The following is a 24,862-nucleotide window of genomic DNA, read 5'->3' as shown; positions in this document are numbered from 1 at the left end:
TAGAAAATCATGATACGATTTTTGACACAAATAAAATGCATAGTCAAAATCAATAAAATATAAGATAAAATAAAAGAAAAATTATAAAAAATGTTCACAATGAGACGGAAGTGTGATATAATTTTAATTGTAGTTATCAAAGAAGTGCGTGGATATGAAAAACCAGAACCGACAGCATGGTTGCTGTTTCGTACACAGGGAGACAGGTGCTGTTTCGCTGCGTGAGAAAGTGATTCAGGTGTAAGTAGCCCCTTCCTGCAAGGCAAAGCCTGAAGGGGGGCAGCGAAGGTTACCGTTCGCGGAAAAGCGGTGAACGGTAAGCGTAGAACCGTACATTCTTACAGTTACTGCAAATCTTTAGATACGACAAGAGGTGATTGCATGATTAAGAAAGAGATGATAGCAATGCTGCTGGCAGGCGGTCAGGGAAGCCGTCTCGGTGTGCTCACGGAGAAAGTGGCAAAACCGGCAGTAGCATTTGGCGGAAAGTATCGAATCATCGACTTCCCGCTCAGTAATTGTATCAATTCAGGAATTGATACGGTAGGCGTACTGACCCAGTATCAGCCGCTGCGGCTGAACACCCATATCGGAATCGGCATTCCGTGGGATCTCGATAAAAACGAAGGCGGTGTAACCGTTCTGCCGCCATACGAAAAAAGTACAAGCAGTGAATGGTATACAGGAACAGCAAATGCAATTTACCAGAACATGGCTTATATGGAAACATACAATCCGGAATATGTTCTGATTCTTTCCGGCGACCACATTTACAAAATGGATTACGAGGTGATGCTTGACTATCACAAAGCAAATCACGCAGATGTGACCATCGCATGTATGCCGGTACCGATCGAAGAAGCGAGCCGTTTCGGTGTCATGATCACAGACGGAAACGGAAGAATTACCGAATTTGAAGAAAAACCGGAGCACCCGAGAAGCAACCTCGCTTCTATGGGCATCTATATTTTCAGCTGGAAAGCATTAAAGGAATCTCTGACAGCCCTGAAGGATCAGCCGAGCTGTGACTTCGGAAAACACATTCTGCCGTACTGCCGCGACAACGGAAAACGTCTGTTTGCGTATGAGTTCAACGGCTACTGGAAAGATGTCGGAACGCTTGGCTCATACTGGGAAGCAAATATGGAGCTGATCGATATTATTCCGGAATTCAATTTATATGAGGAGTTCTGGAAGATCTATACCAAAGGTGATATCATCCGTCCGCAGTATGTTTCAGGGGACGCTGTCGTCGACCGCTGTATTATCGGCGAGGGCGCTGAAATCTACGGAGAGGTACATAATTCCGTCATCGGTGCGGATGTGCGCATTGAAAAGGGTGTTGTTGTAAGAGATTCTATTATTATGCGCCACAGCACAATCGGCGAGGGAACCCAGGTCAATAAGGCCATTATTGCAGAAAACGTACATGTCGGCAAGCATGTTGTGATGGGCGTTGGCGAGGAAGCGCCGAACGTCTTAAAACCGAATATTTACGGATTCGGACTTGTGACCGTTGGAGAAAAGGCAGTCATTCCGGATGGCGTAACCATTGGAAAGAATGTCTGCATTTCCGGCGAAACTTCCCTTGAGGATTACCCGGATGGCACACTTCCGTCCGGCGGAGCAATTGTAGAAAAGGACGGTGAGTAATATGAGAGCATTGGGAATTATTCTTGCAGGCGGTAACAACAACAAAATGAGAGAGCTGTCCAATAAAAGAGCCGTTGCAGCTATGCCGGTCGCAGGCAGCTTCCGCAGCATCGATTTTGCGCTGTCAAGCATGGCAAACTCTCATATTCAGAAGGTGGCTGTCCTGACACAGTACAACGCCAGATCCTTAAATGAACATTTGAGCTCTTCCAAATGGTGGGATTTCGGAAGAAAACATGGCGGTCTGTTTGTATTTTCTCCAACCGTTACATCAGATAACAGCTGGTGGTACCGTGGAACGGCAGACGCGATCAGTCAGAACCTGAGCTGGCTGAAAAACAGCCATGAACCGTACGTAGTCATCGCATCGGGAGATGGCGTATACAAACTGGATTTCAATAAGGTACTGGAATACCATATTGCAAAACGTGCGGATGTTACCGTGGTATGCACGGATTCAAAGGAAGCAGATACCAGCCGCTTCGGCGTCCTGAAGATGAATGAGGACTGCCGCATTGAGGAGTTCGAGGAAAAACCGATGGTTTCGAGCTCCAACGTGATCTCTACCGGTATCTATGTCATCCGCCGTCGCCAGCTGATCGAAATGATTGAGCGCAGCGCACAGGAAGACCGCTACGACTTTGTAAAGGATATTTTAATCCGTTACAAAAACCTGAAACGGATTTACGGATACAAGATCAATACCTACTGGAGCAACATTGCTACCGTAGATTCCTATTACAGAACCAACATGGATTTCCTGAAACCGGAGGTAAGAGATTACTTCTTCGGACAGTATCCGGGCATCTACTCCAAGATCGACGATCTTCCGCCGGCAAAATACAATCCTGGCTGCACAGTGAAAAATTCTCTTGTATCCAGCGGCTGTATCATCAACGGACAGGTTGAGAACTCTGTTTTGTTCAAGAAGGTATATGTTGGAAACAACTGTGTGATTAAAAATTCTATCATCTTAAATGATGTATATCTCGGAGACAACACTCACATTGAAAACTGTATTGTGGAGAGCAGGGACACCATCCGTGCAAACTCCTATCACTGTGGGGAGGACGGCATCAAAATTGTTGTCGAAAAAAACGAAAGATACGCCATCTGATTATGGGGTGAAAGGGGCATAAAAGTTTATGAACATTACAGACGTGAGAGTACGCAAGGTAACAAAAGAAGGAAAAATGAAGGCGGTTGTGTCTATCACAATCGATGACGAATTTGTCGTACATGATATTAAGGTAATCGAAGGAGAAAAAGGACTGTTCATCGCAATGCCGAGCCGTAAGGCTACGGACGGGGAGTACCGCGATATCGCACATCCGATCAACTCCGGAACCAGAGAAAAAATTCAGACCATTATCCTGAAACAGTACGAACAGGCGATGGCAGAAGCGGAAGCAGAGGAAGCTGCTGCAGAGGCCTGAGCAAAAAGGAAGAAAGAACGCCCCCGGGCGGAAAACGGAAGTGGTTACGTTTTCCGCCCGGGGGCGTTTTTGTCAGTAAAAACAAAGATGACGATATACAAAAGTATATCGCCATCTTTTTATGAGGGGGGAGATAGTGAGTGGTTTATCAACTATCCGAGCTTTATTATAAAAGGAATATGTGAGCAAAGTGTGTCCAAATTCTAAAAGAAATGGAAAAAATATAAAGAAAAGAAGAAAAATTGTGGGAAGAGGTATGGACAGAAGAGAGAAGAGAGCGTAAAGTGAGAGAAAAATGTATCTTCGGAGTCTTTTTTTGTGCCTGTATTTGCGCGAGCTGAAAAATTCCGGGAGTACATCATAAAAAGAGGAGGAAACAGGATGAGACAGAAGAGAATCAGCGATTACGGATATCGGATCGGACATCATGAAAACGGACCGCGAAACAAAATTACGGATGTGCCCGGTGTGCGGGTAGGCCATGCGACGGTGGAAAGTGGAAATCAGCATACCGGAGTGACGGTGATTGTGCCGGGAGAAGGCAATCCGTTTCTGAAAAAGTACCTGGCGTCTGCCTATGTGCATAATGGTTTCGGGAAAACGTGCGGTCTTGTGCAGGTACAGGAGCTCGGAACTCTTGAAACGCCCATTGCCCTGACCAATACACTGAATGTCGGAAAAGTGGCGGATGCCATGATTTCCTGGATGATACAGCAGACCAAAAAAGAAGGGGAAGATGTTTTTTCTATCAATCCGGTTGTCGGAGAATGTAATGATTCGAGAATCAATGAGATTTGTAACCGGGTAGTGGGGGAAAAAGAGCTGTATCAGGCACTGGAGCAGGCGGATACAGACTTTGCGGAAGGTGATATCGGTGCCGGAACAGGAACTATCTGCTATGGGCTGAAAGGGGGAATCGGATCAGCATCCCGCACGCTGGTGCTTGACGGAAAAACATATACCATTGGTGTTCTGGTACAGTCAAATTTCGGGGCAACCAGAGATTTGAAAATCAGTGGAAAACCGGCAGGAGAGAAGATTCTGGAGCGGATCCGGAAGGAAGAATGCGGAAGCAGCGCCGAAGACCGGGGATCAATTATGACGGTTCTGGCAACAGACCTTCCGGTATCGGAGCGGCAGCTGTACCGGATTATCCGCCGCTGTGGAGTTGGAATCGCCAGAACAGGAGCCTACACCGGCCACGGAAGCGGTGAAATCATGATCGGATTTACAACAGCAAACCGCGTAGACACAAAGAGTACATGTGAGGTGGAAGTGTGTGCCCGGATAAAAGAAGAAAAAATCAACGAGGCATTTGAAGCAGCGGCAGAGGCTGTGGAGGAAGCGATCCTGAACTCTATGGTAACCGCAAAGGAAAAAAGAGGCCTGGACGGAGCCAGATACCGCAGCCTTGCCGAGTTTCTGGAAATACCGGGATTCCCGGAATAAATTATTTTTCCAGAACCATACGCCCCAGCTCGGAAATTTCACATCCGCCTTTTGTCCGGTGCACGATGAGATAACCGGCGGAAGAAAGCTCTCCGAGTACGGTGCGCAGAGCCGCTTCGGATACAAAGGTTTCTCCGTCGGCCAGTCCGTTTTTGATTGCCAGGCGGCCTGCTTTTGGATGTGTCGATACGAAAGAAAGAACCTGATATTGAAGGTTGGTGAGGGAAACGTCAGCCATCTGGCGGGAACGGAGGTATGTCGGCAGATCGGAAAGCTGCAGCTTATGGCTGCTGTACCGGGTAAACAGGCTGCAGGACAGATTGTACAGCTCATGAATATTTCCGGGGTACGCATATTCCTTCAGAAAGCGCAGAAGCCCTTCCGAAAAGATCCGGTCGCAGGTCATATCGGTGTTGTGGAAAAACTGAAGCAGAAAGTAATTGAGAAGATCGGGAATATCCTCCCTGCGTCTGCGGATCGGGACTGTCTGAAGCTCTGAAGCGCTTAAAAGGTGAAAAAGCTCCCGCAGGAAGGTTCCTTTTTCTACTTTTTTGTAAAGGTTATCATCCGCAATAGCAATGATACGCACATCGAAACGGCGGGTTTCCGGTGCGGAAAAGAAGTTACCATGAACATTGGTAAGAATATTGACCAGCAGATCCTGAATGGAAAGCGGAAAACGGTCCACCTGGGAAAGGACGAGTGTGCCATGGTTGGTTTCGGCAAGAAGCCGGAGCAGGGAGGCTTCGGTCAGATCATTTCCGGGAGAATGAAGAACGGAAAACGGATAATGGTGGCGGCGCGAAAAATTGTGGATCGCACGTGCGAGTGTCCGGCGCTGTGTACCGCTTTCTCCCTGGATCAGAATCGGAAAATCAAAAAGTGCAAGATGTCTGGCCTGCGCCATCAGATTCTGGACGGAATCTGCGTGGGACAGGGAAAGGGAAAAGGTACGGGAGGAAGCAAAAAAAGTGCTTTCTTCCGTTTTTTCGTCTTTCGATACCGACATTTCCGTGGATCTGCCATCGGGAAGAAACGCAAGAAAAACAGGTTCTGTATCCGGAAAAACCATAGAGAGAACGCTTAACGTGATCTGTGTTTTCTGATCCGAAAGGAGAAGGGTCCAGTCACCGTTGCGGTCGAAAGCAGTGTCCGCGTAGGCAGACGGAAGACATTCCGAAAAAGGCTGTCCTTCAAAGTTGGAGGAGGGAAGCGAGAAGGCATGTGCAAATTTAGCGTTCATGAACTGAATGAGGCCATCCGCACCAAACAGACAGATGCCAATGGGAAGAGAGAACAGGATAACCTGCATGAGCTGTTCGGTCTGTACATAATTTGTATAGTAAGTTTCTGAGGTCTTGACGGTGTGAAGAATCTGATTGACATAATTGCGCGATACACGGTTTACGGTCTGCAGAGGAATGTTGAAATATTCGCAGAGCTGTAAAATAGTGGAAATATCGATGATGCGGTTGCCGATATCCAGCACATTGGGAATGCGGGAAGGAACGAGCTGCGGCTCGCCGGCGGTGATGGCAAACTGAATGTCAGACTCGGTATCCTTGCATCCGGGATAAAACGGAACAAAGTCATATTGTGTGATGCCGCATTCCTCAAACTGGGAAATGATAGCGAGCGTGGAATATTTATCATCGTTTACCAGATAGACACGTTCGTGCGGCGGAATCTGAATGATTTTATCCAGGAACATATGGTTGAAAACGCGGTCGCAGGGGAGCTGCAAAATGGAGGAGTCAAGGGTAAGCGGAAAGGTTTCCATGGCGCGGGCGGTTGGAAAAAGGACGCACTGGTATCCCCGGAAGAGAGAGGGGTCTGTGGCCTGCTCTCTCAAAAGGGTATTGAAGGTGAGATATTCACCGAGCACGGAGTGAAGATAAGACTGAAATTCGGAAAGCATTCGTTTCCGGGAAGAAATGATCAATACGTTGCCAAGCTTTTGTTTTCTGTTCATAAAGGGACCTCTTTTCCTGCTAAAAAGTGGTAATGGGTTAAAAATTAGGATAATTATATCATTTTTGACGAAAATAAACAACCTAAATGCAAAAAGACAAAAAAGAAAAGAAAAAATCAAGAAGAATGCTTTGACATAGTGACGCATTACATCTATAATACCGATTAAGCAAAGGGGCTGTAAAAAAAAGGTAAGGCATCTTTGCTCTTTTTTATATCATGGTTCTGTTATCTGTGAAAAGAAAGAACAAAGAAAACAGCAACACTTGCAGAAAAGGAGGAGACAACAATGAAAAAAAGACATGTAATGCGTGCTCTGGTTGCAGCAGCAACGGCACTGGCACTGACAGCATGTGGATCGACAGGTTCTTCTGACACAAGTAAGAGCACATCAACAGCATCCGCTGCATCGACCTCATCCGGTTCAGAAGCAGGTACGGAGAATACCATCACGATTCCGGCAGGCGAGTCGGTATCCCAGGATTCTGATGTTACGGCAATGGTAGCTGTAGACTTTACCACCATGGATCCGATGGATACTTCCGATACACTTTCCGGTGGCGTACAGCGAATGATGATGGACGGTTTGTTTGGATTTGATGAGAATATGCAGATCATTCCGATGCTGGCAACCAGCTACGAAGCAAATGACGAAGCAACCGAGTATACGATTCATCTTCGTGAGGGCGTAAGCTTTACCGATGGAACTCCGTGGAATGCAGATGCCCTGATTGCAAACGTAAACAAATGGGCAGATAAGAGCCTTGGACTGAAACGTACTACATTCCTCTGCAATGTTCTGGATCATGCAGAGAAGGTAGATGATTATACCGTTAAAATTTATTTATCACAGTCATTCGGTGCTTTCATCAGCAACCTGGCACATCCGGCTACGCTGATCATGAGCCCGAAACAGATTGAAGCAGGAGAAGATGCCTGTGCACAGGCACCGGTAGGAACCGGACAGTACAAATTTGTTGAGTGGGTTGCCGGTGACCATATGAAAGTAGAACTGAACAAAGACTGGTGGGGATATGACGCAGACGTCTGCGGCGGAACTGCTCTGGCAGATGCAGATGCAGGATTTAAGAGCATCACATTCAAACCGGTTGCAGAAAGTGCTACCCGTGTATCTGCAATTCAGGCAGGTGACGCACAGATTATGTGGTCTGTACCGACAGAAAGTGTTGACACCTTAAAAGGTGACAGCAACGTATCCGTTGGAATGGGCGACAGCATCGCCGTATGGTACTTCTTCATGAATACACAGAAAGCACCGTTCAACGATGTGAAGGTTCGTGAGGCAATGGCTTATGCAATCAACAAAGAGGCATATATCCAGGTCGTTATGAACGGTTACGGTTCTGTGGCAACTTCTATGGTAGGAGAAGAAGTACAGCACTACAAAGGAAATGATCCGTATTCCTACGATCCGGAAAAAGCAAAAGAGCTGTTAAAGGAAGCAGGATATCCGGATGGATTTACCACAACACTGATGTACAGCAACACGACAGCAAATCAGAAAAAAGCAGAGTTCTACAAACAGCAGCTTTCTGAGGTTGGTATTGATCTGGAATTGAACGGAATGGAAAATGCCGTTCTGAATGAAAAGGTTCAGGGAGCTGACTGCGCAGGAGCAGATGCCGAGGTTGACTGCTACTTAAGCGGATGGTCTACTTCCACCGGTGATGCTGACTGGGGACTTCGCCCGATGCTGGCAACCGAATCTGAACCGCCGATGAGCTACAACATCAGCTACTATGAGAATGAAAAAGTAGATCAGCTTCTCAAAGATGGTCTTGCAACAGCAGATGAAGACAGACGTGGTGAGATCTATGCAGAAGTACAGGATACTGTATGGAAGGATCTTCCGCTGCTCTGCATCGCAAGCGATAAAAACATCTGGGCAACCAGCAACAACATTACCGGAGTATATCTGTTAGGCGATGGAAGCATCGGCATGAGAAATGCCAGAATGGCAGCCGAATAACGGCAGACTGAAATAAGGATATGAAAAAGACCCCGGCGTCCTTCCATCAAAAGAGGGCGCCGGTTTCTTACAAACAGGAAAGCAGGCAGTGATCCGTGGGATTGTACCTGTAGGATAAGCATGAAAGTAGGAGATACAATATGCCAAAATATATACTGAAGCGTATTGTGGGTACGATCCCCACACTGATTATTGTTGTTACATTTGTATTTTTCTTTGTCCGCCTGATTCCGGGAGATCCGGCGAGACTCGTTGCAGGAGAGCAGGCAACACAGGATGACGTAGAGGCAGTAAGAGAAGAGCTTGGCCTCAATAAATCCATTCCGACACAGTATGTTACCTACGTGACAGGACTTTTAAAAGGAAATCTCGGAACCTCCCTTCGAACAAAGCAGCCGGTTACAAAGGAAATTGCGGGAAGATTCGGAAATACCGTCCGTCTGGCATTTGTCACATTGCTGTGGAGCTCGGTTGTTGGTGTGCTCTTTGGTGTGTGGTCCGGAACACACCGGGGAAAATGGCAGGATTATACCGGAATGACGATTGCGGTCTCGGGTATTTCACTCCCCTCGTTCTGGATCGGCTTTCTGCTGATTATGCTGTTTGCGGTAAAACTGCGAATTCTGCCGACAACAAGCGGAACAAGCCTGAAAAGTCTGATTATGCCGTCGATCACGCTCGGCGTCGGAATTGCAGCCGTGATCGCACGATTTACAAGATCCTCCATTATTGAGGTTTTAAAAGAAGATTACGTCAGAACAGCAAGAGCAAAAGGAATCAAAGAAAAGGTTGTGATCTGGAAGCATGTTTTCCGCAACTCCATGATCTCCGTCGTGACGGTTGTGGGTCTGCAGTTCGGCTTTCTGCTGGGAGGTTCTGTTGTCACAGAAACGGTATTTGCCTATCCTGGCCTTGGCTCCCTTCTGATTGAATCGGTCAATTACAGAGATTATCCGGCAATCCAGTCCCTGATTCTGATCTTTTCGCTGCAGTTTATCGTCATCAACCTGATTGTCGATATCCTCTATGCGGTTCTGAATCCGGAAATTAAACTTCAGTAGGAGATGAGTGGAATGAAAGAAAAGAAAAAAGTACAGACCGAGAACCAGGAGAGAATTAAAACTCCGTTTTCTGAGATGGTTCGAAAATTTAAAAAACAGAAAAATGCAGTAGTTGCGCTTTGTTTTATCATTTTTCTCATTTTCCTTGCGTTTTTCGGAAGCAAAATTGTGCCGTACGGAATCAATGAGTATGATTACAATGCGATTCTGCAGGGACCAAGTATGAAGCACCTGTTTGGAACGGATGAGTTTGGACGGGATCTGTTTTCCCGTATCGTCTGTGGAACCCGGATTTCACTTGCAGTCGGATTCGGCGCTGTTACGGTCGGTGCAGTCTGTGGTACCATTCTCGGACTTCTGGCCGGATATTACGGCGGATGGATTGATTCTATTATTATGAGAATCTGCGATGTCCTGTTCGCTTTTCCGGGACTGATTCTTGCAATCGCCATCGTGGCAATCCTCGGAAGCGGCATGACAAACGTTGTGATTGCGGTCGCTGTCTTTTCTACACCGACCTTCGCACGACTTGTCCGAAGCAAAACGCTGAGCCTGAAAAATTCCGTCTTTGTCCTGGCGGCACGGAACATCGGTGTTTCCGATGCAAGAATTCTGTTTCACCATATTCTGCCGGGAGCCATTCCGGACATCATTGTACAGTATTCCATGTCATTTGGATCTTCCATTCTGACGGCATCGAGCCTTTCCTTCCTGGGAATGGGAGCACAGCCGCCGACACCGGAATGGGGACTGCTTCTTTCCAACGGAAGAAACTATATGACGAGCGCAATGTATGTGACGATTTTCCCGGGTCTTGCGATTTTCCTTACCGTACTGAGCTTTAACCTGTTAGGCGACGGACTTCGCGATGCACTCGATCCGAAACTTTCCGATTGATAAGGAGGAGCAGAAGTGGCTACTGATAACGTACTTGAGATAAAAAATTTACATACGTATTTCTATACCGATGGCGGTGTGATCAAAGCAGTAGACGGTGTCGATGTGGAGCTTCGACGCGGCGCAACGCTTGGCATCGTAGGCGAGTCGGGAAGTGGAAAGAGCGTGACATCCCTCTCTGTGATGGGATTACTGACCGGAACGAAAGGAAAAATTGCTGATGGCGAAATCCTGCTGGATGGCGATGACATTGTAAAGCTGACGAAGGAACAGCAGAGAAAGCTGCGCGGAAGCAAAATTTCCATGATTTTCCAGGAACCGATGACCAGTCTGAATCCGGTCATGAAGATCGGAGACCAGGTGGCAGAATGTGTTCTGCAGCACGAAAAAATATCAAAAAAAGAGGCACTGAAAAAGGCAGAGGACATGCTCCGGAAAACGGGTGTTCCGCGTGTGGAGCATATGATGAAGGAGTATCCGTTCCAGCTTTCCGGCGGACAGAGACAGAGGGTCATGATTGCCATGGCGCTTGTATGCAAGCCGGAAATCCTGATTGCGGATGAGCCGACGACCGCACTGGATGTAACGATTCAGGCACAGATACTGGATCTGATGAATCAGCTGAAAAAAGAGACGGGTACATCCATCCTGTTTATTACACATGATCTTGGCGTTGTTGCAGAGGTCTGCGATGATGTTGCCGTTATGTACTGCGGCCGCGTGGTAGAGCGCGGAGATGTAAAAACAATTTTCGCCAATCCGTCCCACCCGTATACGAAGGGACTGCTGGGATCGATTCCGAGACTGGGAGACGCCGGAAAAGAACTGAAGTCGATTCCGGGTAACGTTCCAAACCCGAAATATATGCCGAAAGGCTGCAAATTTGAGCCGCGATGTCCATACGCTTCGGAAAAATGCCGCGAGGAAGAACCGGGATTTTTCCAGATCGAGGAAGGCCATATCAGCAGATGCTGGCTCTGCGAAAGCGGACAGCTCAAAACAGATCACGTAGAGAAGGCAGGTGACTAGGATGTCGGATACATTACTTAGAGTAGAGGATTTGAAAATTTATTATCCGGTTGCCGGAAGCGGATTTGGGAAAAAGGAATTCGTCAAAGCGGTAGACGGAGTTACCTTTGAGGTGAAAAAAGGAGAGGTATTCGGAATTGTAGGCGAGTCCGGCTGCGGAAAATCCACACTGGGAAGAGGGGTCTGCAAACTGGAAAATCTGACATCAGGCCATGTGTATCTGGATGGCGAAGATATTACAGAGTACAATGACCGGAGAATGCGTTCCATCCGGAAAAAAGTACAGATGGTTTTTCAGGATCCGTATGCGTCCCTGAATCCACGGATGTCCGTTTTTGACATCATTGCAGAGCCGCTGCTGGTGCATCATCTGTATCAGGATAAAGCGGATCTGGAAAAGAAAGTGCTGGATCTTTTGCACCGGGTAGGACTGGATGACTACCATGCAAACCGTTATCCACATGAATTTTCCGGCGGTCAGCGTCAGAGAATCGGAATTGCCCGTGCACTTGCGGTAGAACCGTCTCTGATCATCGCAGACGAACCGGTTTCGGCACTGGATGTGTCTATTCAGGCGCAGGTTCTGAATCTTTTAAATGAACTGAAGCATGACCTGGATCTGACCTATATTTTTGTTGCACATGACCTGAGCGTTGTGGAATACATCAGTGACCGTGTCGGCGTTATGTATCTCGGCAATTTCGTGGAGGTCGGAGAAAAAGAGAAAATTTACAGCAATCCGATGCATCCGTATACGCAGGCACTGCTTTCCGCAGTTCCGGTTCCGGATCCGACGGCAAAAAGAGAAAGAATTTTGCTTGAGGGAAGTATCCCGTCCGCGCACAAGCCGCCGACAGGTTGCAAATTCCACACCAGATGTCCAAAATGCATGGAATGCTGTAAAACACAGGCGCCGGAGCGGTATGAAGTGGATGACGGACATTACGTATATTGTCATCTTTATGATAAAGAAAGAAGGGAACAGCAGAAATGAAGCTTTTTATCAGTGCAGACATCGAAGGATGTGCCGGAGTGGCACTGACCGATGAAACGCATAAGAAGGAAAGCGTGTACCAGAGATTTGCAGAGGAGATGACCGAAGAGGTCGTTGCGGCATGCGAAGCGGCGCATGAAGCGGGGGCGGATGAGATCGTTGTAAAGGACGGTCATGGAGATGCATCTAACATTGACCCACTGAAAATGCCGGAGTATGTCACCCTGATCCGGGGAAAGAGCGGTCATCCGTACAATATGATGTATGGCATCGACGACAGCTATGACGGCGTGTTGTATCTTGGATACCATGCACCGGCAGGAGATCCGAATTTTTCGATCAGCCACACATCGACAGGAAACAGCCTGTATATCCATCTGAATGGAAAAGTGATGAGTGAGTGCATGCTGAACAGCTATACGGCAGCATCACATCACGTACCGGTGCTGTTTCTTTCCGGAGATGAAGAGATCTGCCGACAGGCCAAGGAACTGGTTCCGGGCATTACGACGGTGGAAACAAAGCATGGTGTCGGTGCGTCAACGTGGTGCAAAGCGAAAGAAAAAGTGATCTCCGAAATCCGGGAAGGGGTAAAAAAGGCAGTTGCCGGACAGAAAAAAGAGTGCCAAGTGGCCCTTCCTGAGCACTTTACGTATGAGGTAACCTATAAAGACTGGAAAAAAGCGTACACGATGTCGTTTTATCCGGGAATGCAGAAGGTAGATACCTTCACAAATAAGCTGGAGACAGATCGCTGGATGGATATTGTCACAGCACATTGCTTTGTTGTATATTAAGAATATAAATCTGACAGAAACCCAAAGAAAAGAGGATAAAACAATGGATATAGAAATGTTTGGTAAGCTTTCCGATGCATTTGGACCAAGTGGATTCGAGGAGGATGTCATCCGTACCATAGCAGATTACTGCAAAGAATTTGATGTAGAAAATGACGCAATGAATAACCTGTATGTGCGGATGCCGGGAACAGAGAAGGATTCCCGTCCGGTCATCCAGCTGGATGCCCATCTGGACGCATGCGGTTTCATGGTACAGAATATCCAGGACAACGGATGCCTTGGCATTATCATGCTTGGCGGCTTTCATCTGACCAGCCTTCCGGCACATGCGGTATGGATCCGCACCAGATCCGGAAAAATGGTACATGGTATTATCTGTGCAAAACCGGTTCATTTCATGACAACAGCGGAACGCAACAGTCAGACTCTGGAAATTGAAAAAATGTATGTGGATGTCGGAGCAACCAGCCGCGAGGAGGTTGAAAACGTTTTCGGAATCCATATCGGTGATCCGATGATGCCGGATGTAACCTTTGAATACGATGCAGAGCATGAAATCTGCTTCGGAAAAGCATTTGACAACCGTGCCGGCTGCGCGTGCATCGTAGATACGATGAAACAGCTGGAAAAGGAGCAGGCTTCTCTTGCAGTTAATGTTGTTGGTGCCTTTGCGGCGCAGGAGGAGGTCGGAACTCGCGGTGCTGTGGTAACGAGCCAGATTGTAAAACCGGATCTTGCCATTGTATTTGAAGGATCTCCTTCCGATGACTTTTTCATCAGCGCAGGACAGGCACAGGGCTGCATGAAGAAGGGTGTTCAGATTCGTATCCTGGACAACAGCTATATTTCCAATACGCAGTTTATTTCACTGGCCGAGGAAGTGGCAGCAAAATGCGGAATCAAATACCAGGAGAGTGTAAGAAGAGGCGGAAGTACAAACGCAGCAAAAATCAGCGTGACAGGAAAAGCAGTTCCGTGTCTGGTGCTTGGTGTTCCATCCCGCTATGCGCACAGCCATTACAATTTCTGCGCAAAAGAAGACCTGGAGGCAGCAAGCGCAATGGCAGCCAATGTCATTCGTGCTTTAGATGAGGAAAAGATCCGTCATATCTGCCATCAGGATGTACTGTAAAATATTCGATAACGAAAGAAAAAGCATGCCGGAAGCGGGTTCACAGGAAAGGTGAAGCCGTTTTCGGCATATCTGGTAAAAAAGGAGAGTTTACAAGTGAGAAAACCGATCATTGGAATCTTGGGAAATACGTATAAAACACAGCCGGGACTTTTTTCAAGTGCGGAGAGAATGTATGTCAACAGCGATTATATCGAATCAGTTCTGAATAACGGCGGAATTCCTATGGCAATTCCGGCAGTTGCCATGAAAGCGGATCCGGAAGGCATACTTGCTGTGTGCGACGGAATTCTGGTTCCCGGTGGAGAGGACTTAAATCCGTGGTATTATGGGGAAGAGCCAAAACCGCAGATCCAGACCATCCGCCCGGAGATCGACGAGGCATGGTTTGCACTTGGACGGGCAGCAAAAGAGATGGGAATGCCTATGCTTGGCATCTGCAAAGGAATTCAGTTTTTAAATGTCCTGTGCGGCGGTGATCTGTACCAGGATATCTATACACAGAAGGAAACTACAATTCTGCATCTGCAGTCCCTGGAGCGGTCGTATCTGCATCACCATGTAGAAATTAAAGAGGGAACCCATCTGGCAGAAATCCTTGGGGCGGGAACCCATGCGGTAAACTCCATGCATCATCAGGCAGTGCGTACGCCGGGAGAGGACATCGTGGTTTCAGCAACGGCGCCGGATGGAACCATCGAGGCGATAGAAAGCCGCAACGGACAGATTGTGGCCGTACAGTGGCATCCGGAAGGGCTGATCCACTCAGCGCCGGAGATGAACCGCCTTTTTGCGGATCTGGTAGAAAGAAGCAGCAGATACAGAGAGAAAAAGTAACGATTTGGAACCATGTAAAAGGAAAGAAAAACCGGGATGGGACTTTTGAACCGTTACGAAAAAATAAGAATGGATAAAGATGCGATTCTAAAAGCAGAGAGCAGGAATCGTTCGGGAGGCAAAAAAAGAATGAACAGAACAATAAGAGTATCGGCGGCGGGTGATATTCTGATTATGAAACGGCTTCTGCCGGGATATCAGGATGTTTTGCCGATTCGCGAATTTCTGATGCAGGGAGAGGTTCGGATGGCGAATCTGGAAACAACGATATCGGACGGCAGCTGTTACGCATCGGCGTATTCCGGCGGAACATGGCTGACTGCAGATGCGAAGTGTCTGGAAGATACCCTGCGTTACGGTTTTAATTTTCTTGGGATTTCGAATAATCATACGATGGATTATTCCTACGAAGGACTTGCATCTACGATCAGCGAACTGAAAAAAAAGGATGTGGCATATGCCGGAGCAGGCAAAAATCTTTACGAAGCATCGCGTCCTGCCATTCTGGACACAACAGCGGGACAGATTGCGGTGATTGATATCTGTTCTACCTTTGAAAATGCAGCCAGGGCGGGAAGCCAGACGGAACGGCAGCCTGGCAGGCCGGGCTTAAATCCGCTGCGCTTTTCGGAAAAATATACCATTACGGAGAAACATGCGCAGGATCTTGCAAAGATTGCAGAGGTGACCGGAATCAACGGACTGCGGGATCTGCACCGGCAGGAGGGATTTATCGCTCCGCTTCCCGAGGGTGTCATGGAATTTGGCGGGAAAATGTTTGAAATCAGCAAGGACGGAACAGAGGGAAGAAGCTCCAGCCCGAATCCGATCGATGTGAAACGCACCGTCGATGCAATCCGGGAAGCGAAGATGACATGTGAGGCAGTCCTGGTTATGGTACATTCCCATGAAATCCGTAAGGACAATGACGAGGAAGCGGATTATTTTCTGGAGGAATTTGCACACGCCTGTATCGATGCGGGCGCCAGCGCGGTGATCGGGGGCGGAACGCATCAGCTGAAGGGAATCGAACTGTATCATGACTGTCCGATTTTCTACTGCCTCGGAAATTTTATTTTTGAAAATCAGTATGTACGCCTTCTGCCTGCGGACTACATGGAAAAATATGGTCTGAATATTCACACGGCAGCATCCATCGGAATCGCCAGGCGGCAGGAGCAGTCCTCACATTCCCTCTACGAAATTCCAGAGGTCTATCGGAGTGTGCTGCCGTATTTCGAGATCTGTCAGGGGAAATGCACACATCTGGAGCTTCTGCCGGTCGAGCTTGGTATGGACAGGGAAAACGCAGAAAAAAATATTCCGTACGTAGCAGACGAAAAAACAGCAGAAAAAATTGCAGAATATCTCACCCGCGTGAGCAAGAGATATGGAACAGAATGGGAATACAAAGAAGGAAGGATTGTACTTCATGCGTAAAAAATGGGAAATAGAAGAAGAATACCGAAACTTTTGCCGGAACAACAAAGAACTTGCGCTGCAGACGCTGCGGGAGCTGACACTGACCCCGACGGAAACGGGAAAAGAAGATCAGAGAATCGCATATTGCATGGAATGGATGAAACAGCAGGGCATGGAGTCGGTTCATACGGATGAGCTTGGAAATGTAATCTGGGAGTATCGGCCGGAACAGGAAAAGAAGGTTCTGTATACGGCGCATCTGGACACCGTGTTTTCGCTGGAGGAGCCGCTGGAGATCAAAGAAGACGGAATGATCTGGCGTTGTCCCGGCATCACGGACGATACCGTGAATGTTGTGATGCTTCTGATGGCGGCAAAATACGTTCATGAGACAGAGCCGGAGCTTCCATGCGGTCTGATTTTTGCAGCGGATCTTGGAGAAGAAGGGCTTGGCAATCTGTGCGGAGTTCGCGCGCTTGTCGACCATTATGAAAAAAATCTGTGCGGAATGGCAGCCTTTGATCTGTATCGGGATAAAATGTATCCCATCTGCATCGGGTCTGTCCGGTATCGGATTTCGGCAAAAACAAAGGGCGGTCATTCTTTCCTGAATTTTGGAAGAAAAAATGCCATTGCAGAGCTTGCGGGCCTGATCGGAGAGCTTTACCGTTTTCAGACGGATGCAGCATCTCATACAACATACAATGTGGGAAAAATAGAGGGAGGAACCTCTGTCAATACGATTGCGCAGGATGCCTCCATGCTGTTTGAATTCCGTTCGGAGGATTACAGGAGTCTGGAAGCCTGCGAAACATATCTGGAGGAGACCATAGCAGCACGCCAGAGTGAGGAGGTACAGTATTCCTGTGAGCTCGTCGGAAAGCGGCCGTGCGCAAGAGAAACCGATCCTGTCCAGATGGCACGTATGACGCGGTGCGCACAGAAAACGCTGAAAGCAGCCGATGGGGAAGAACCGGTATGCTCTGAAGCATCCACAGACTGTAATATCCCATTGTCGCGGCATATTCCTGCCATCTGTGTCGGTTTCTGCCGGGGCGGGGGAGCGCATACCAGAGAAGAATGGCTCGATGCCGCCAGCGTAGAAGATGGCATGTGTGCAGCCGTAGCACTCGTATGCCAGCTTCCGTGGATGTGCTGCGAGAGCAGAGTCGTTGTAAGGGACGGGATAGAGGACCCAAAAGAGAAAGAGGAAATCCGGCGGCTGCTGGAGCTGTGCGATCAGGATTTCGTTCCGCCGCTTTCCCACCGCAACAGTACATCCCAGACGAACTGGGCCGAGACAGAAGAAAAGACGGATGGAATTGCAGAATATCTGGAGAATATCTGCAGTCAGCATGTGGTGTTGTGGAAGGAAGAGGGAGTCGTGCGGGCCTTTATGACCTGGAAGGATCATTTTAACTGTGAAAATCTGGAAGCATATCCGGATTCCTGCTATCTGACCACCCTCTGCGTCTGGCCGGATTACCGCGGACAGGGAATTTCGGAGGTAATGTATGCAGAAGCAGAAAAGGACATCGCGGCAAAATTTCCGGGAAGCCGGATTACTCTCCGTACCTGGTCCACGAACGGGGCCCAGGAGCATATCCTGGACAAGCTGGGATATAGTCTTGTCCGGCGGCTGAAGGATGACAGGGGAGAAGGAATTGATACGGTTTATTTTGTAAAAAAGGAAGAAAACGACAGATGACATGGTGCTTGCAAATCGCAGCTGGAAGTGTCATAATCGGAAGCATAAGACAGCAAAAGGAGGGCTATAGCTATGCCTTGTACAACCATTTTAGTTGGAAAGAAAGCATCGTATGACGGTTCCACCATGATCGCGCGAAACGACGATTCCGGTGCAGGCCATTATACATCGAAAAAATTTGTAGTGATTCACCCGGAGGAGCAGCCGAGAACCTATAAAACCGAGATTTCTCATCTGACCATTGAGCTTCCGGACAATCCGATGCGGTACACTGCAGTGCCAAACGCAGAAAAAGGCGAGGGTGTCTGGGCGGCAAGCGGCGTGAATGCAGCGCAGGTCGGTATGACTGCGACCGAGACAATCACATCGAATCCGCGTGTGCTGGGTGCTGATCCGCTTGTCGTTTATCAGCCGGCGGAAGACGGAAAAGAAGAGGTTCCGGGCGGAATCGGCGAGGAGGACCTCGTTTATATTGTTCTTCCTTATATTAAAAGCGCCAGAGAAGGTGTCAAAAGACTGGGCAGCCTGCTGGAGCAGTACGGTACATACGAGATGAACGGCATTGCATTTCAGGACCACGATGAGATCTGGTGGCTGGAGACGATCGGCGGCCATCACTGGATGGCAGTGAAAGTGCCGGATGACCATTATGTGGCCATGCCGAACCAGCTTGGCATCGACCATTTTGATCTGGAGGATGCACTCGGCGAACAGAAGGAATATATGTGCTCAGCAGACTTGAAAGAATTTATTGAAACATATCATCTGGATCTTTCTATGGATGGAAATTTTAATCCGCGCGATGCTTTCGGAAGCCACGATGATTCCGATCACGTTTACAATACACCGCGTGCCTGGTTCATGGAGCGCTATCTGAACCCGCACACGAAAAAATGGGACGGACCGGATGCCGATTACACACCGGTATCTGACGATATTCCGTGGATGATGGTTCCGGAGAAGAAGATCACCGTAGAGGATGTGAAATACGTACTGTCCTCCCACTATCAGGGAACACCGTACGACCCGTATGCCGCATACGGCGATAAATCGTGGAAAGGGGCATACCGATCCATCGGTGTCAATCGGACCGATTTCCTTTCTGTCATCCAGATGCGCCCGGATCACAAAGGAGACAACGGCATTCTGCAGTGGATTGCATTTGCGTCAAATGCATTCAATGTGCTGGTTCCGTTCTACACCGATGTGACGACAACACCGGAGTATCTTTCCAACACAACGGGAGAGGTTTCTACAGATAACTTCTACTGGGCAAGCCGCATGGTGGCAGCAATGGCAGATGCATCCTATAAGTCTTCTATCTTCCACATTGAGCGGTATCAGGAAAAGGTGATGGCAAAAGGCCATGCACTGATCCATCAGTACGATGCGCTGCTTGCAGGGGAGACAGACGAAACAAAACAGACACAATTGAGAGAAGAAGCAAACAACAAAATCGCTGAAATGCTGAAAAAAGAGACGGGTGCAACACTGCACAAGGTACTCTTTGAACTCAGCAACCAGATGAAAAACGCGTATTCCAGATCGGATGCGTAAGGCTTTTTAAGGGAAAGAATAAGAGAATGGTTCTGCGCGCAGGAAAAATTGCGCGCAGAATCATTTCCTGTCCGGAACCGCCTCGAACAAACAGGGTGTTACAGTTCGCCGGACACCGGTGAACGATACGATCCTGATAAAAAATCTCAGCGTACTTTGGTGAATTTTGTTGACAACAGGCAGTTCCTGTGCTACAATAAACCAGCGACATGGAAGAAGGTCTTTTTTTTATGCCTGAAATTGCTGAAGTACGAGCAGCAAAAACAGGGCAGAAATGAAGAGACCGCCGCTGATCCGCAAGGATCACAAGCGATAACGCAAATACACAGTGGAGGTGGAAGTCGTGCGCGTAAAAATCACATTGGCATGTACTGAATGCAAACAGCGTAATTACAACATGACAAAAGAGAAAAAGAACCATCCTGAGAGAATGGAGACAAAGAAGTACTGCAGATTCTGCAAAAAGCACACAATGCACAAAGAAACCAAATAATCTTTGGTAAGAGGTGATCCAATGGCAGAAACTGAAAAAAAGGCATCCAAAAAGAGCTGGTTCAAGGGCTTGAAAGCAGAGTTCAGAAAAATCATCTGGGTTGACAACAAAACGCTGGGCAAGCAGACCGTTGCAGTCGTAGCGATCTCTGCAGTAACCTGCGGGTTAATCACCCTGGTTGACAGCGCTGTAATCGAGTTCGTCAATTTATTGATCAAATAAGGATAAAGGTGTCAGAATGTCAGAAGTAAACTGGTATGTAGTCCACACCTATTCGGGCTATGAAAACAAAGTAAAAGCCAATATTGAGAAAACAATTGAGAACCGTCATCTTGAGGATCAGATTTTGGAAGTACGTGTTCCTATGGAAGAAGTTGTTGAAGTCAAGAACGGAACCAAGAAACAGGTACTCCGGAAATTGTTTCCGGGCTACGTTCTGATCAACATGATCATGAACGACGATACCTGGTATGTTGTCCGCAATACCAGAGGTGTTACGGGCTTCGTAGGACCGGGATCCAAGCCGGTACCGCTTACGGATGAGGAAATGGTGAACCTTGGAATCACCGGTGGTGAGGAAAAGGTTGAGCTTGACCTTGAAGTCGGCGATGCAGTCGTTGTAACAGGCGGCGCATGGAAGGATACAACCGGACTGATTCAGAGTATCAACGATACAAAACAGATGGTTACCATCAATGTTGAGCTGTTCGGCCGCGAAACGCCGGTAGAAATAAGTTTCGCAGAAGTCAAGAAGATGTAAGAAATGCCCCAGGGGCGTTTCGTGGGAGGGAAATTCCCGCAATTACCACATTTATTTAGGAGGTGCCGTAAAATGGCAAAGAAAGTTACAGGATATATCAAATTACAGATTCCTGCTGGTAAAGCAACACCAGCACCACCGGTTGGACCTGCACTTGGACAGCACGGAGTAAACATCGTACAGTTTACCAAAGAGTTCAACGCAAGAACAGCAGATAAGGGAGACCTGATCATCCCTGTAGTTATCACTGTATATGCAGACAGAAGTTTCAGCTTCATAACCAAAACTCCTCCGGCAGCAGTTCTGCTTAAGAAAGCCTGCAACCTGAAATCTGGTTCCGGCGTTCCGAACAAAACGAAAGTTGCTACTATCTCTAAGGACAAAGTTCGTGAGATCGCAGAGATGAAGATGCCAGACCTGAATGCAGCAACTGTTGAGGCAGCTATGAGCATGATCGCAGGTACCGCAAGAAGTATGGGTATCGTTGTAGAGGACTAATTTAGAAGAAGAGTTTACATCTTCTCGTATTGACGTGGGAGGGAGATTCCCGCAACTACCACCAGGAGGTTATTAGACAATGAAACATGGTAAGAAATATTTAGAGGCTGCAAAAGCAGTTGATCGTAGCATTCAGTACGATCCGGCAGATGCTATTTCCACAGTTAAGAAATTAGCTACTGCTAAATTTGACGAGACAATCGAAGTTCACATCAAAACTGGTTGTGACGGACGTCACGCAGACCAGCAGATCCGTGGAGCAGTTGTTCTGCCGCACGGTACCGGAAAACAGGTTCGTGTACTTGTTTTCGCTAAAGGCGCAAAAGCTGATGAGGCTGTTGCAGCAGGTGCAGAGTTCGTTGGAGCTGAGGAGCTGATCCCGAGAATCCAGAACGATGGCTGGTTTGATTACGACGTTGTTGTTGCTACACCGGATATGATGGGTGTTGTTGGTCGTCTGGGCCGTGTACTTGGACCGAAAGGTTTAATGCCAAACCCGAAGGCTGGTACCGTAACTATGGATGTTACCAAAGCCGTTAAAGAGATCAAAGCAGGTAAGATTGAGTATCGTCTTGACAAAACAAACATTATCCACGTGCCAATCGGAAAAGCTTCTTTTACTGAGGAGCAGTTAAGCGACAACTTCCAGACGCTGATCGGTGCAATCAACAAAGCAAAACCGGCTACTCTGAAGGGACAGTACCTGAAGAGCGTTACTCTGGCTCCTACTATGGGACCTGGAGTTAAGGTTAATACTTTGAAGCTTGCATAATAAATGAAATACTGAGAACCCCCGGGGCTGTAATGGCTCCGGGGGTTCTTTGCGTTGAAAAACGGACGCAGGGGAAAGGCGAATTCCGATTCCTTAAGAAAGAGCTTTATTTCAATGGGAAATAATTGAAAAAGATCAAAATAGTGTTAGAACATGAAAATTAAGATCAAGTATTCTGCCGGAAATGTTAGTATAATGCTAAGTAGAAAGCAAACGAAAAGAGCAGAGCCCATGCATGCGTTTGGAACGGCGGGTTCTGGAAAGGGAGGTTTTTATGCAGTATTTTGAAAAACAGGGAAATGCGCTGATTTTCCGGCAGGATGGGGAGACGGTCCGGGTGGAGCCGTGGCAGAAGGACAGTCTTCGGGTGAGAGGTACACTTCTTTCGGAGATAGAAGAGGGAAGCATTGCACTGCTTGATCCGGAACCGGTGGAAGCGGAAATTGAGCTGGTGGATGAACGGAAAGCGACGATCAAAAACGGTAAAATCCAGGCGGTTCTCGAGGTTCAGCCGTGGGGACAGAAGCTGCGGATTACGTTCTTAAATCAGAAGGGCGAGGTGCTGCTCTCCGAGATCGCGAACGGCGGAGCGCTCTGCCTGCGCGCACACGATTACCGTGCATTGAAGGGCGGCGCTTATCAGCTGAAAGTATCCTTCGATTCCAACCCGGATGAGAAGATTTACGGTATGGGACAGTATCAGCAGGAGCGAATGAACCTGAAGGGATGCAACCTGGAACTGGCGCACCGTAATTCGCAGGCGAGCATTCCGTTTTATGTATCGAGCCTTGGCTACGGCTTCCTGTGGCACAATGCAGCGGTCGGTGAGGTTCATTTCGGAACGAACACAACGGAATGGCTGGCACGCACCACAAAGCAGCTCGACTACTGGGTAACCGCAGGCGATACCCCGGCAGAAATTGAAGAGCACTTTGCAGATGCCATTGGTAAAGTTCCGATGATGCCGGAGTACGGCCTTGGCTTCTGGCAGTGCAAACTGCGCTACTACAATCAGGAGCAGGTACTGAATGTGGCACGCGAGTACAAAAAACGCGGCATTCCGCTGGATGTCTTTGTCATCGACTATTATCACTGGCCAAGATGCGGTGATTATCGTTTTGATGAAGAATATTTCCCGGATCCGAAAGCAATGATCGACGAGCTGCATGAGATGGGCATCGAGACGATGGTTTCCATCTGGCCGCAGATCGACTGGAGAAGCGAGAATTACGAAGAAATGAAACAGCAGGGACTTCTCGTGAAGAGCAACGCAGGTGTTGATGTACAGATGCTGTTCCATGGAAATAATGTCTTCCTGGATGCAACAAATCCGAGAACAAGAAAGTATGTATGGGAGAAAGTAAAGAAAAATTATGCAGATCTCGGCATCCGCACCTTCTGGCTCGATGAGGCTGAACCGGAGTTTTCAACCTATGAGTACGAGTGCTACCGCTACGCCGCAGGCCCGGTGGAAGAGATCGGAAATATTTACCCGAGAGAGTATTCCCGTATGTTCTACGAAGGACAAAAAGAGAATGGTCAGGAAGATATTGTCAACCTCGTGCGCTGTGCATGGCTCGGAAGTCAGAAATACGGTGCGCTCGTGTGGTCCGGAGATATTCTTTCGACCTACGAGGATTTCCGCAAACAGATTTGTGCGGGTCTTCATATGGGACTTTGCGGTATTCCGTGGTGGACAACCGATATCGGTGGATTCCACGGCGGTGTGACCGAAGATCCGGATTTCCGGGAGCTGCTGGTTCGATGGTTCCAGTTCGGTACCTTCTGCCCGGTTATGCGAATTCATGGAAACCGCGGACCGAGAGAAGAGATCATCAACAAGGCAGGCGAAGTGCGTGAGGGAACCGGAGCGGACAACGAGGTATGGAGCTTTGGAGAGAAAAACTATGAAATCCTGACAAAATTCATCGGTGTCCGCGAAAAAATGCGTGATTACACGAGAAGCCTGATGGCAGAAGCACACAAAAAAGGAACACCGGTCATGAGAACGATGTTCTATGAGTTCCCGGAGGATGCTGCCTGCTGGAATATCTCCGATGCGTACATGTTCGGCTCCGACATCCTTGTAGCACCGATTGTCCGGCCAAAAGCAACGAGCCGTACCGTTTATCTGCCGGCCGGAGCTTCCTGGACACTGGCAAACACCGGTGATGTTTATGAAGGCGGAAAAGCCTACGAAATCGATGCACCGATCGAAACACTGCCTGTTTTCCTGCGTGATGGAAAACAGGGATATCTGGTGAGAGAGATCTGACGTTATCCTCTTTTGGCAAGAAGACTCCGATCTCTAAGGTGGGAGACGAATTGCGTCCGTTATAGGAATCCTGGAAAAATAATATAAAAACTATAAATGAGCAAATATCGAATTTTGCACAAACTTAT

At 48.0% G+C, this 24,862-nt stretch carries 22 protein-coding genes; 21 read left to right on the top strand and 1 reads right to left on the bottom strand.

The genetic code is table 11. The annotated features are described in order from the left end of the window. Nucleotides 1-381: 381 nt before the first annotated feature. From DWW13_RS13995 to DWW13_RS13980, 4 genes are all read left to right on the top strand, one after another. Entirely contained in the window at nt 382-1,653 is a 1,272-nt protein-coding gene (locus tag DWW13_RS13995; protein ID WP_117509922.1) for a glucose-1-phosphate adenylyltransferase, read from the top strand. A 1-nt stretch (nt 1,654) separates the two neighbouring features. Next, a complete protein-coding gene (gene glgD, locus DWW13_RS13990; protein ID WP_055226716.1) occupies nt 1,655-2,770 on the top strand; it encodes a glucose-1-phosphate adenylyltransferase subunit GlgD in 1,116 nt (371 codons plus the stop codon). Between the two features lie 28 nt (nt 2,771-2,798). Further along, a complete protein-coding gene (gene spoVG / locus DWW13_RS13985; protein WP_022463229.1) occupies nt 2,799-3,089 on the top strand; it encodes a septation regulator SpoVG in 291 nt (96 codons plus the stop codon). Nucleotides 3,090-3,470: 381 nt separating this feature from the next. After that, on the top strand, nt 3,471-4,538 hold the full coding sequence (locus DWW13_RS13980) for a P1 family peptidase (protein WP_117509921.1): 1,068 nt from the start codon (nt 3,471-3,473) through the stop codon (nt 4,536-4,538). Between the two features lies 1 nt (nt 4,539). Here DWW13_RS13980 and DWW13_RS13975 read toward each other — a convergent pair whose 3' ends face one another. Then, nucleotides 4,540-6,510, bottom strand: a complete 1,971-nt coding sequence (locus DWW13_RS13975) for a sigma 54-interacting transcriptional regulator (RefSeq protein ID WP_158576387.1) — start codon at nt 6,508-6,510, stop codon at nt 4,540-4,542. Between the two features lie 288 nt (nt 6,511-6,798). Here DWW13_RS13975 and DWW13_RS13970 point away from each other — a divergent pair, with 288 nt between their 5' ends. From DWW13_RS13970 to DWW13_RS13890, 17 genes are all read left to right on the top strand, one after another. Beyond that, on the top strand, nt 6,799-8,499 hold the full coding sequence (locus tag DWW13_RS13970; protein WP_118720374.1) for a glutathione ABC transporter substrate-binding protein: 1,701 nt from the start codon (nt 6,799-6,801) through the stop codon (nt 8,497-8,499). A 140-nt stretch (nt 8,500-8,639) separates the two neighbouring features. Next, the gene (locus tag DWW13_RS13965) at nt 8,640-9,560 is read left to right on the top strand and encodes an ABC transporter permease (protein WP_022463233.1); all 921 of its coding nucleotides are present in this window, start codon (nt 8,640-8,642) and stop codon (nt 9,558-9,560) included. Between the two features lie 12 nt (nt 9,561-9,572). Further along, nucleotides 9,573-10,457 (top strand): ABC transporter permease subunit, encoded by an 885-nt coding sequence (locus DWW13_RS13960; RefSeq protein WP_117509918.1) that lies wholly within the window; start codon nt 9,573-9,575, stop codon nt 10,455-10,457. A gap of 15 nt (nt 10,458-10,472) precedes the next feature. Then, nucleotides 10,473-11,486: an ABC transporter ATP-binding protein gene (locus DWW13_RS13955; protein WP_055219240.1), complete on the top strand. Its 1,014-nt coding sequence runs from the start codon at nt 10,473-10,475 to the stop codon at nt 11,484-11,486. A 1-nt stretch (nt 11,487) separates the two neighbouring features. Further along, complete coding sequence (locus DWW13_RS13950) at nt 11,488-12,480, top strand: ABC transporter ATP-binding protein (RefSeq protein ID WP_055219243.1); 993 nt, start codon at nt 11,488-11,490, stop codon at nt 12,478-12,480. Further along, nucleotides 12,477-13,277 carry a M55 family metallopeptidase gene (locus DWW13_RS13945; protein ID WP_117509917.1) on the top strand — a complete coding sequence of 267 codons (801 nt, stop codon included), beginning with the start codon at nt 12,477-12,479 and terminating at the stop codon, nt 13,275-13,277. Before DWW13_RS13950 ends, DWW13_RS13945 begins: the two co-directional genes overlap by 4 nt. A gap of 43 nt (nt 13,278-13,320) precedes the next feature. Further along, a complete protein-coding gene (locus tag DWW13_RS13940; RefSeq protein WP_118666818.1) occupies nt 13,321-14,412 on the top strand; it encodes a M42 family metallopeptidase in 1,092 nt (363 codons plus the stop codon). A 96-nt stretch (nt 14,413-14,508) separates the two neighbouring features. Next, nucleotides 14,509-15,249 carry a gamma-glutamyl-gamma-aminobutyrate hydrolase family protein gene (locus tag DWW13_RS13935; protein ID WP_055219249.1) on the top strand — a complete coding sequence of 247 codons (741 nt, stop codon included), beginning with the start codon at nt 14,509-14,511 and terminating at the stop codon, nt 15,247-15,249. Nucleotides 15,250-15,378: 129 nt separating this feature from the next. Continuing rightward, nucleotides 15,379-16,689, top strand: coding sequence for a CapA family protein (locus DWW13_RS13930; protein WP_158579772.1), 1,311 nt, complete (start codon nt 15,379-15,381; stop codon nt 16,687-16,689). Further along, entirely contained in the window at nt 16,682-18,379 is a 1,698-nt protein-coding gene (locus DWW13_RS13925) for a M20/M25/M40 family metallo-hydrolase (RefSeq protein WP_158568385.1), read from the top strand. The genes DWW13_RS13930 and DWW13_RS13925 overlap by 8 nt, the downstream gene beginning before the upstream one ends. A 72-nt stretch (nt 18,380-18,451) precedes the next feature. Further along, nucleotides 18,452-19,936 carry a C69 family dipeptidase gene (locus DWW13_RS13920; RefSeq protein WP_117761721.1) on the top strand — a complete coding sequence of 495 codons (1,485 nt, stop codon included), beginning with the start codon at nt 18,452-18,454 and terminating at the stop codon, nt 19,934-19,936. A gap of 343 nt (nt 19,937-20,279) precedes the next feature. Further along, a complete protein-coding gene (rpmG, locus tag DWW13_RS13915) occupies nt 20,280-20,429 on the top strand; it encodes a 50S ribosomal protein L33 (protein ID WP_055219257.1) in 150 nt (49 codons plus the stop codon). 21 nt (nt 20,430-20,450) lie between these two features. After that, the gene (gene secE, locus DWW13_RS13910; RefSeq protein WP_022463243.1) at nt 20,451-20,651 is read left to right on the top strand and encodes a preprotein translocase subunit SecE; all 201 of its coding nucleotides are present in this window, start codon (nt 20,451-20,453) and stop codon (nt 20,649-20,651) included. A 16-nt stretch (nt 20,652-20,667) separates the two neighbouring features. After that, entirely contained in the window at nt 20,668-21,189 is a 522-nt protein-coding gene (gene nusG, locus DWW13_RS13905) for a transcription termination/antitermination protein NusG (protein ID WP_022463244.1), read from the top strand. 72 nt (nt 21,190-21,261) lie between these two features. After that, entirely contained in the window at nt 21,262-21,687 is a 426-nt protein-coding gene (gene rplK / locus DWW13_RS13900; protein ID WP_022463245.1) for a 50S ribosomal protein L11, read from the top strand. A gap of 79 nt (nt 21,688-21,766) precedes the next feature. Then, nucleotides 21,767-22,459 (top strand): 50S ribosomal protein L1, encoded by a 693-nt coding sequence (rplA, locus tag DWW13_RS13895; protein ID WP_022463246.1) that lies wholly within the window; start codon nt 21,767-21,769, stop codon nt 22,457-22,459. A gap of 274 nt (nt 22,460-22,733) precedes the next feature. Beyond that, nucleotides 22,734-24,734: a glycoside hydrolase family 31 protein gene (locus DWW13_RS13890; RefSeq protein WP_118720394.1), complete on the top strand. Its 2,001-nt coding sequence runs from the start codon at nt 22,734-22,736 to the stop codon at nt 24,732-24,734. The last annotated feature ends 128 nt before the right edge of the window (nt 24,735-24,862 follow it).

Origin of the sequence: Blautia sp. AF14-40, assembly GCF_003479665.1 — a bacterium.
GTDB lineage: Bacteria > Bacillota > Clostridia > Lachnospirales > Lachnospiraceae > Fusicatenibacter > Fusicatenibacter saccharivorans.
This window is presented reverse-complemented; position numbering and strand designations above follow the sequence as displayed.

What these genes read in the sequence shown, in the direction of transcription:
- DWW13_RS13995 (WP_117509922.1), top strand. Translation starts at nt 382, where the DNA reads ATGATTAAGAAAGAGATGATAGCAATGCTGCTGGCAGGCGGTCAGGGA.
- glgD (WP_055226716.1), top strand. Translation starts at nt 1,655, where the DNA reads ATGAGAGCATTGGGAATTATTCTTGCAGGCGGTAACAACAACAAAATG.
- spoVG (WP_022463229.1), top strand. Translation starts at nt 2,799, where the DNA reads ATGAACATTACAGACGTGAGAGTACGCAAGGTAACAAAAGAAGGAAAA.
- DWW13_RS13980 (WP_117509921.1), top strand. Translation starts at nt 3,471, where the DNA reads ATGAGACAGAAGAGAATCAGCGATTACGGATATCGGATCGGACATCAT.
- DWW13_RS13975 (WP_158576387.1), bottom strand. Translation starts at nt 6,510, where the DNA reads ATGAACAGAAAACAAAAGCTTGGCAACGTATTGATCATTTCTTCCCGG.
- DWW13_RS13970 (WP_118720374.1), top strand. Translation starts at nt 6,799, where the DNA reads ATGAAAAAAAGACATGTAATGCGTGCTCTGGTTGCAGCAGCAACGGCA.
- DWW13_RS13965 (WP_022463233.1), top strand. Translation starts at nt 8,640, where the DNA reads ATGCCAAAATATATACTGAAGCGTATTGTGGGTACGATCCCCACACTG.
- DWW13_RS13960 (WP_117509918.1), top strand. Translation starts at nt 9,573, where the DNA reads ATGAAAGAAAAGAAAAAAGTACAGACCGAGAACCAGGAGAGAATTAAA.
- DWW13_RS13950 (WP_055219243.1), top strand. Translation starts at nt 11,488, where the DNA reads ATGTCGGATACATTACTTAGAGTAGAGGATTTGAAAATTTATTATCCG.
- DWW13_RS13945 (WP_117509917.1), top strand. Translation starts at nt 12,477, where the DNA reads ATGAAGCTTTTTATCAGTGCAGACATCGAAGGATGTGCCGGAGTGGCA.
- DWW13_RS13940 (WP_118666818.1), top strand. Translation starts at nt 13,321, where the DNA reads ATGGATATAGAAATGTTTGGTAAGCTTTCCGATGCATTTGGACCAAGT.
- DWW13_RS13930 (WP_158579772.1), top strand. Translation starts at nt 15,379, where the DNA reads ATGAACAGAACAATAAGAGTATCGGCGGCGGGTGATATTCTGATTATG.
- DWW13_RS13925 (WP_158568385.1), top strand. Translation starts at nt 16,682, where the DNA reads ATGCGTAAAAAATGGGAAATAGAAGAAGAATACCGAAACTTTTGCCGG.
- DWW13_RS13920 (WP_117761721.1), top strand. Translation starts at nt 18,452, where the DNA reads ATGCCTTGTACAACCATTTTAGTTGGAAAGAAAGCATCGTATGACGGT.
- secE (WP_022463243.1), top strand. Translation starts at nt 20,451, where the DNA reads ATGGCAGAAACTGAAAAAAAGGCATCCAAAAAGAGCTGGTTCAAGGGC.
- nusG (WP_022463244.1), top strand. Translation starts at nt 20,668, where the DNA reads ATGTCAGAAGTAAACTGGTATGTAGTCCACACCTATTCGGGCTATGAA.
- rplK (WP_022463245.1), top strand. Translation starts at nt 21,262, where the DNA reads ATGGCAAAGAAAGTTACAGGATATATCAAATTACAGATTCCTGCTGGT.
- rplA (WP_022463246.1), top strand. Translation starts at nt 21,767, where the DNA reads ATGAAACATGGTAAGAAATATTTAGAGGCTGCAAAAGCAGTTGATCGT.
- DWW13_RS13890 (WP_118720394.1), top strand. Translation starts at nt 22,734, where the DNA reads ATGCAGTATTTTGAAAAACAGGGAAATGCGCTGATTTTCCGGCAGGAT.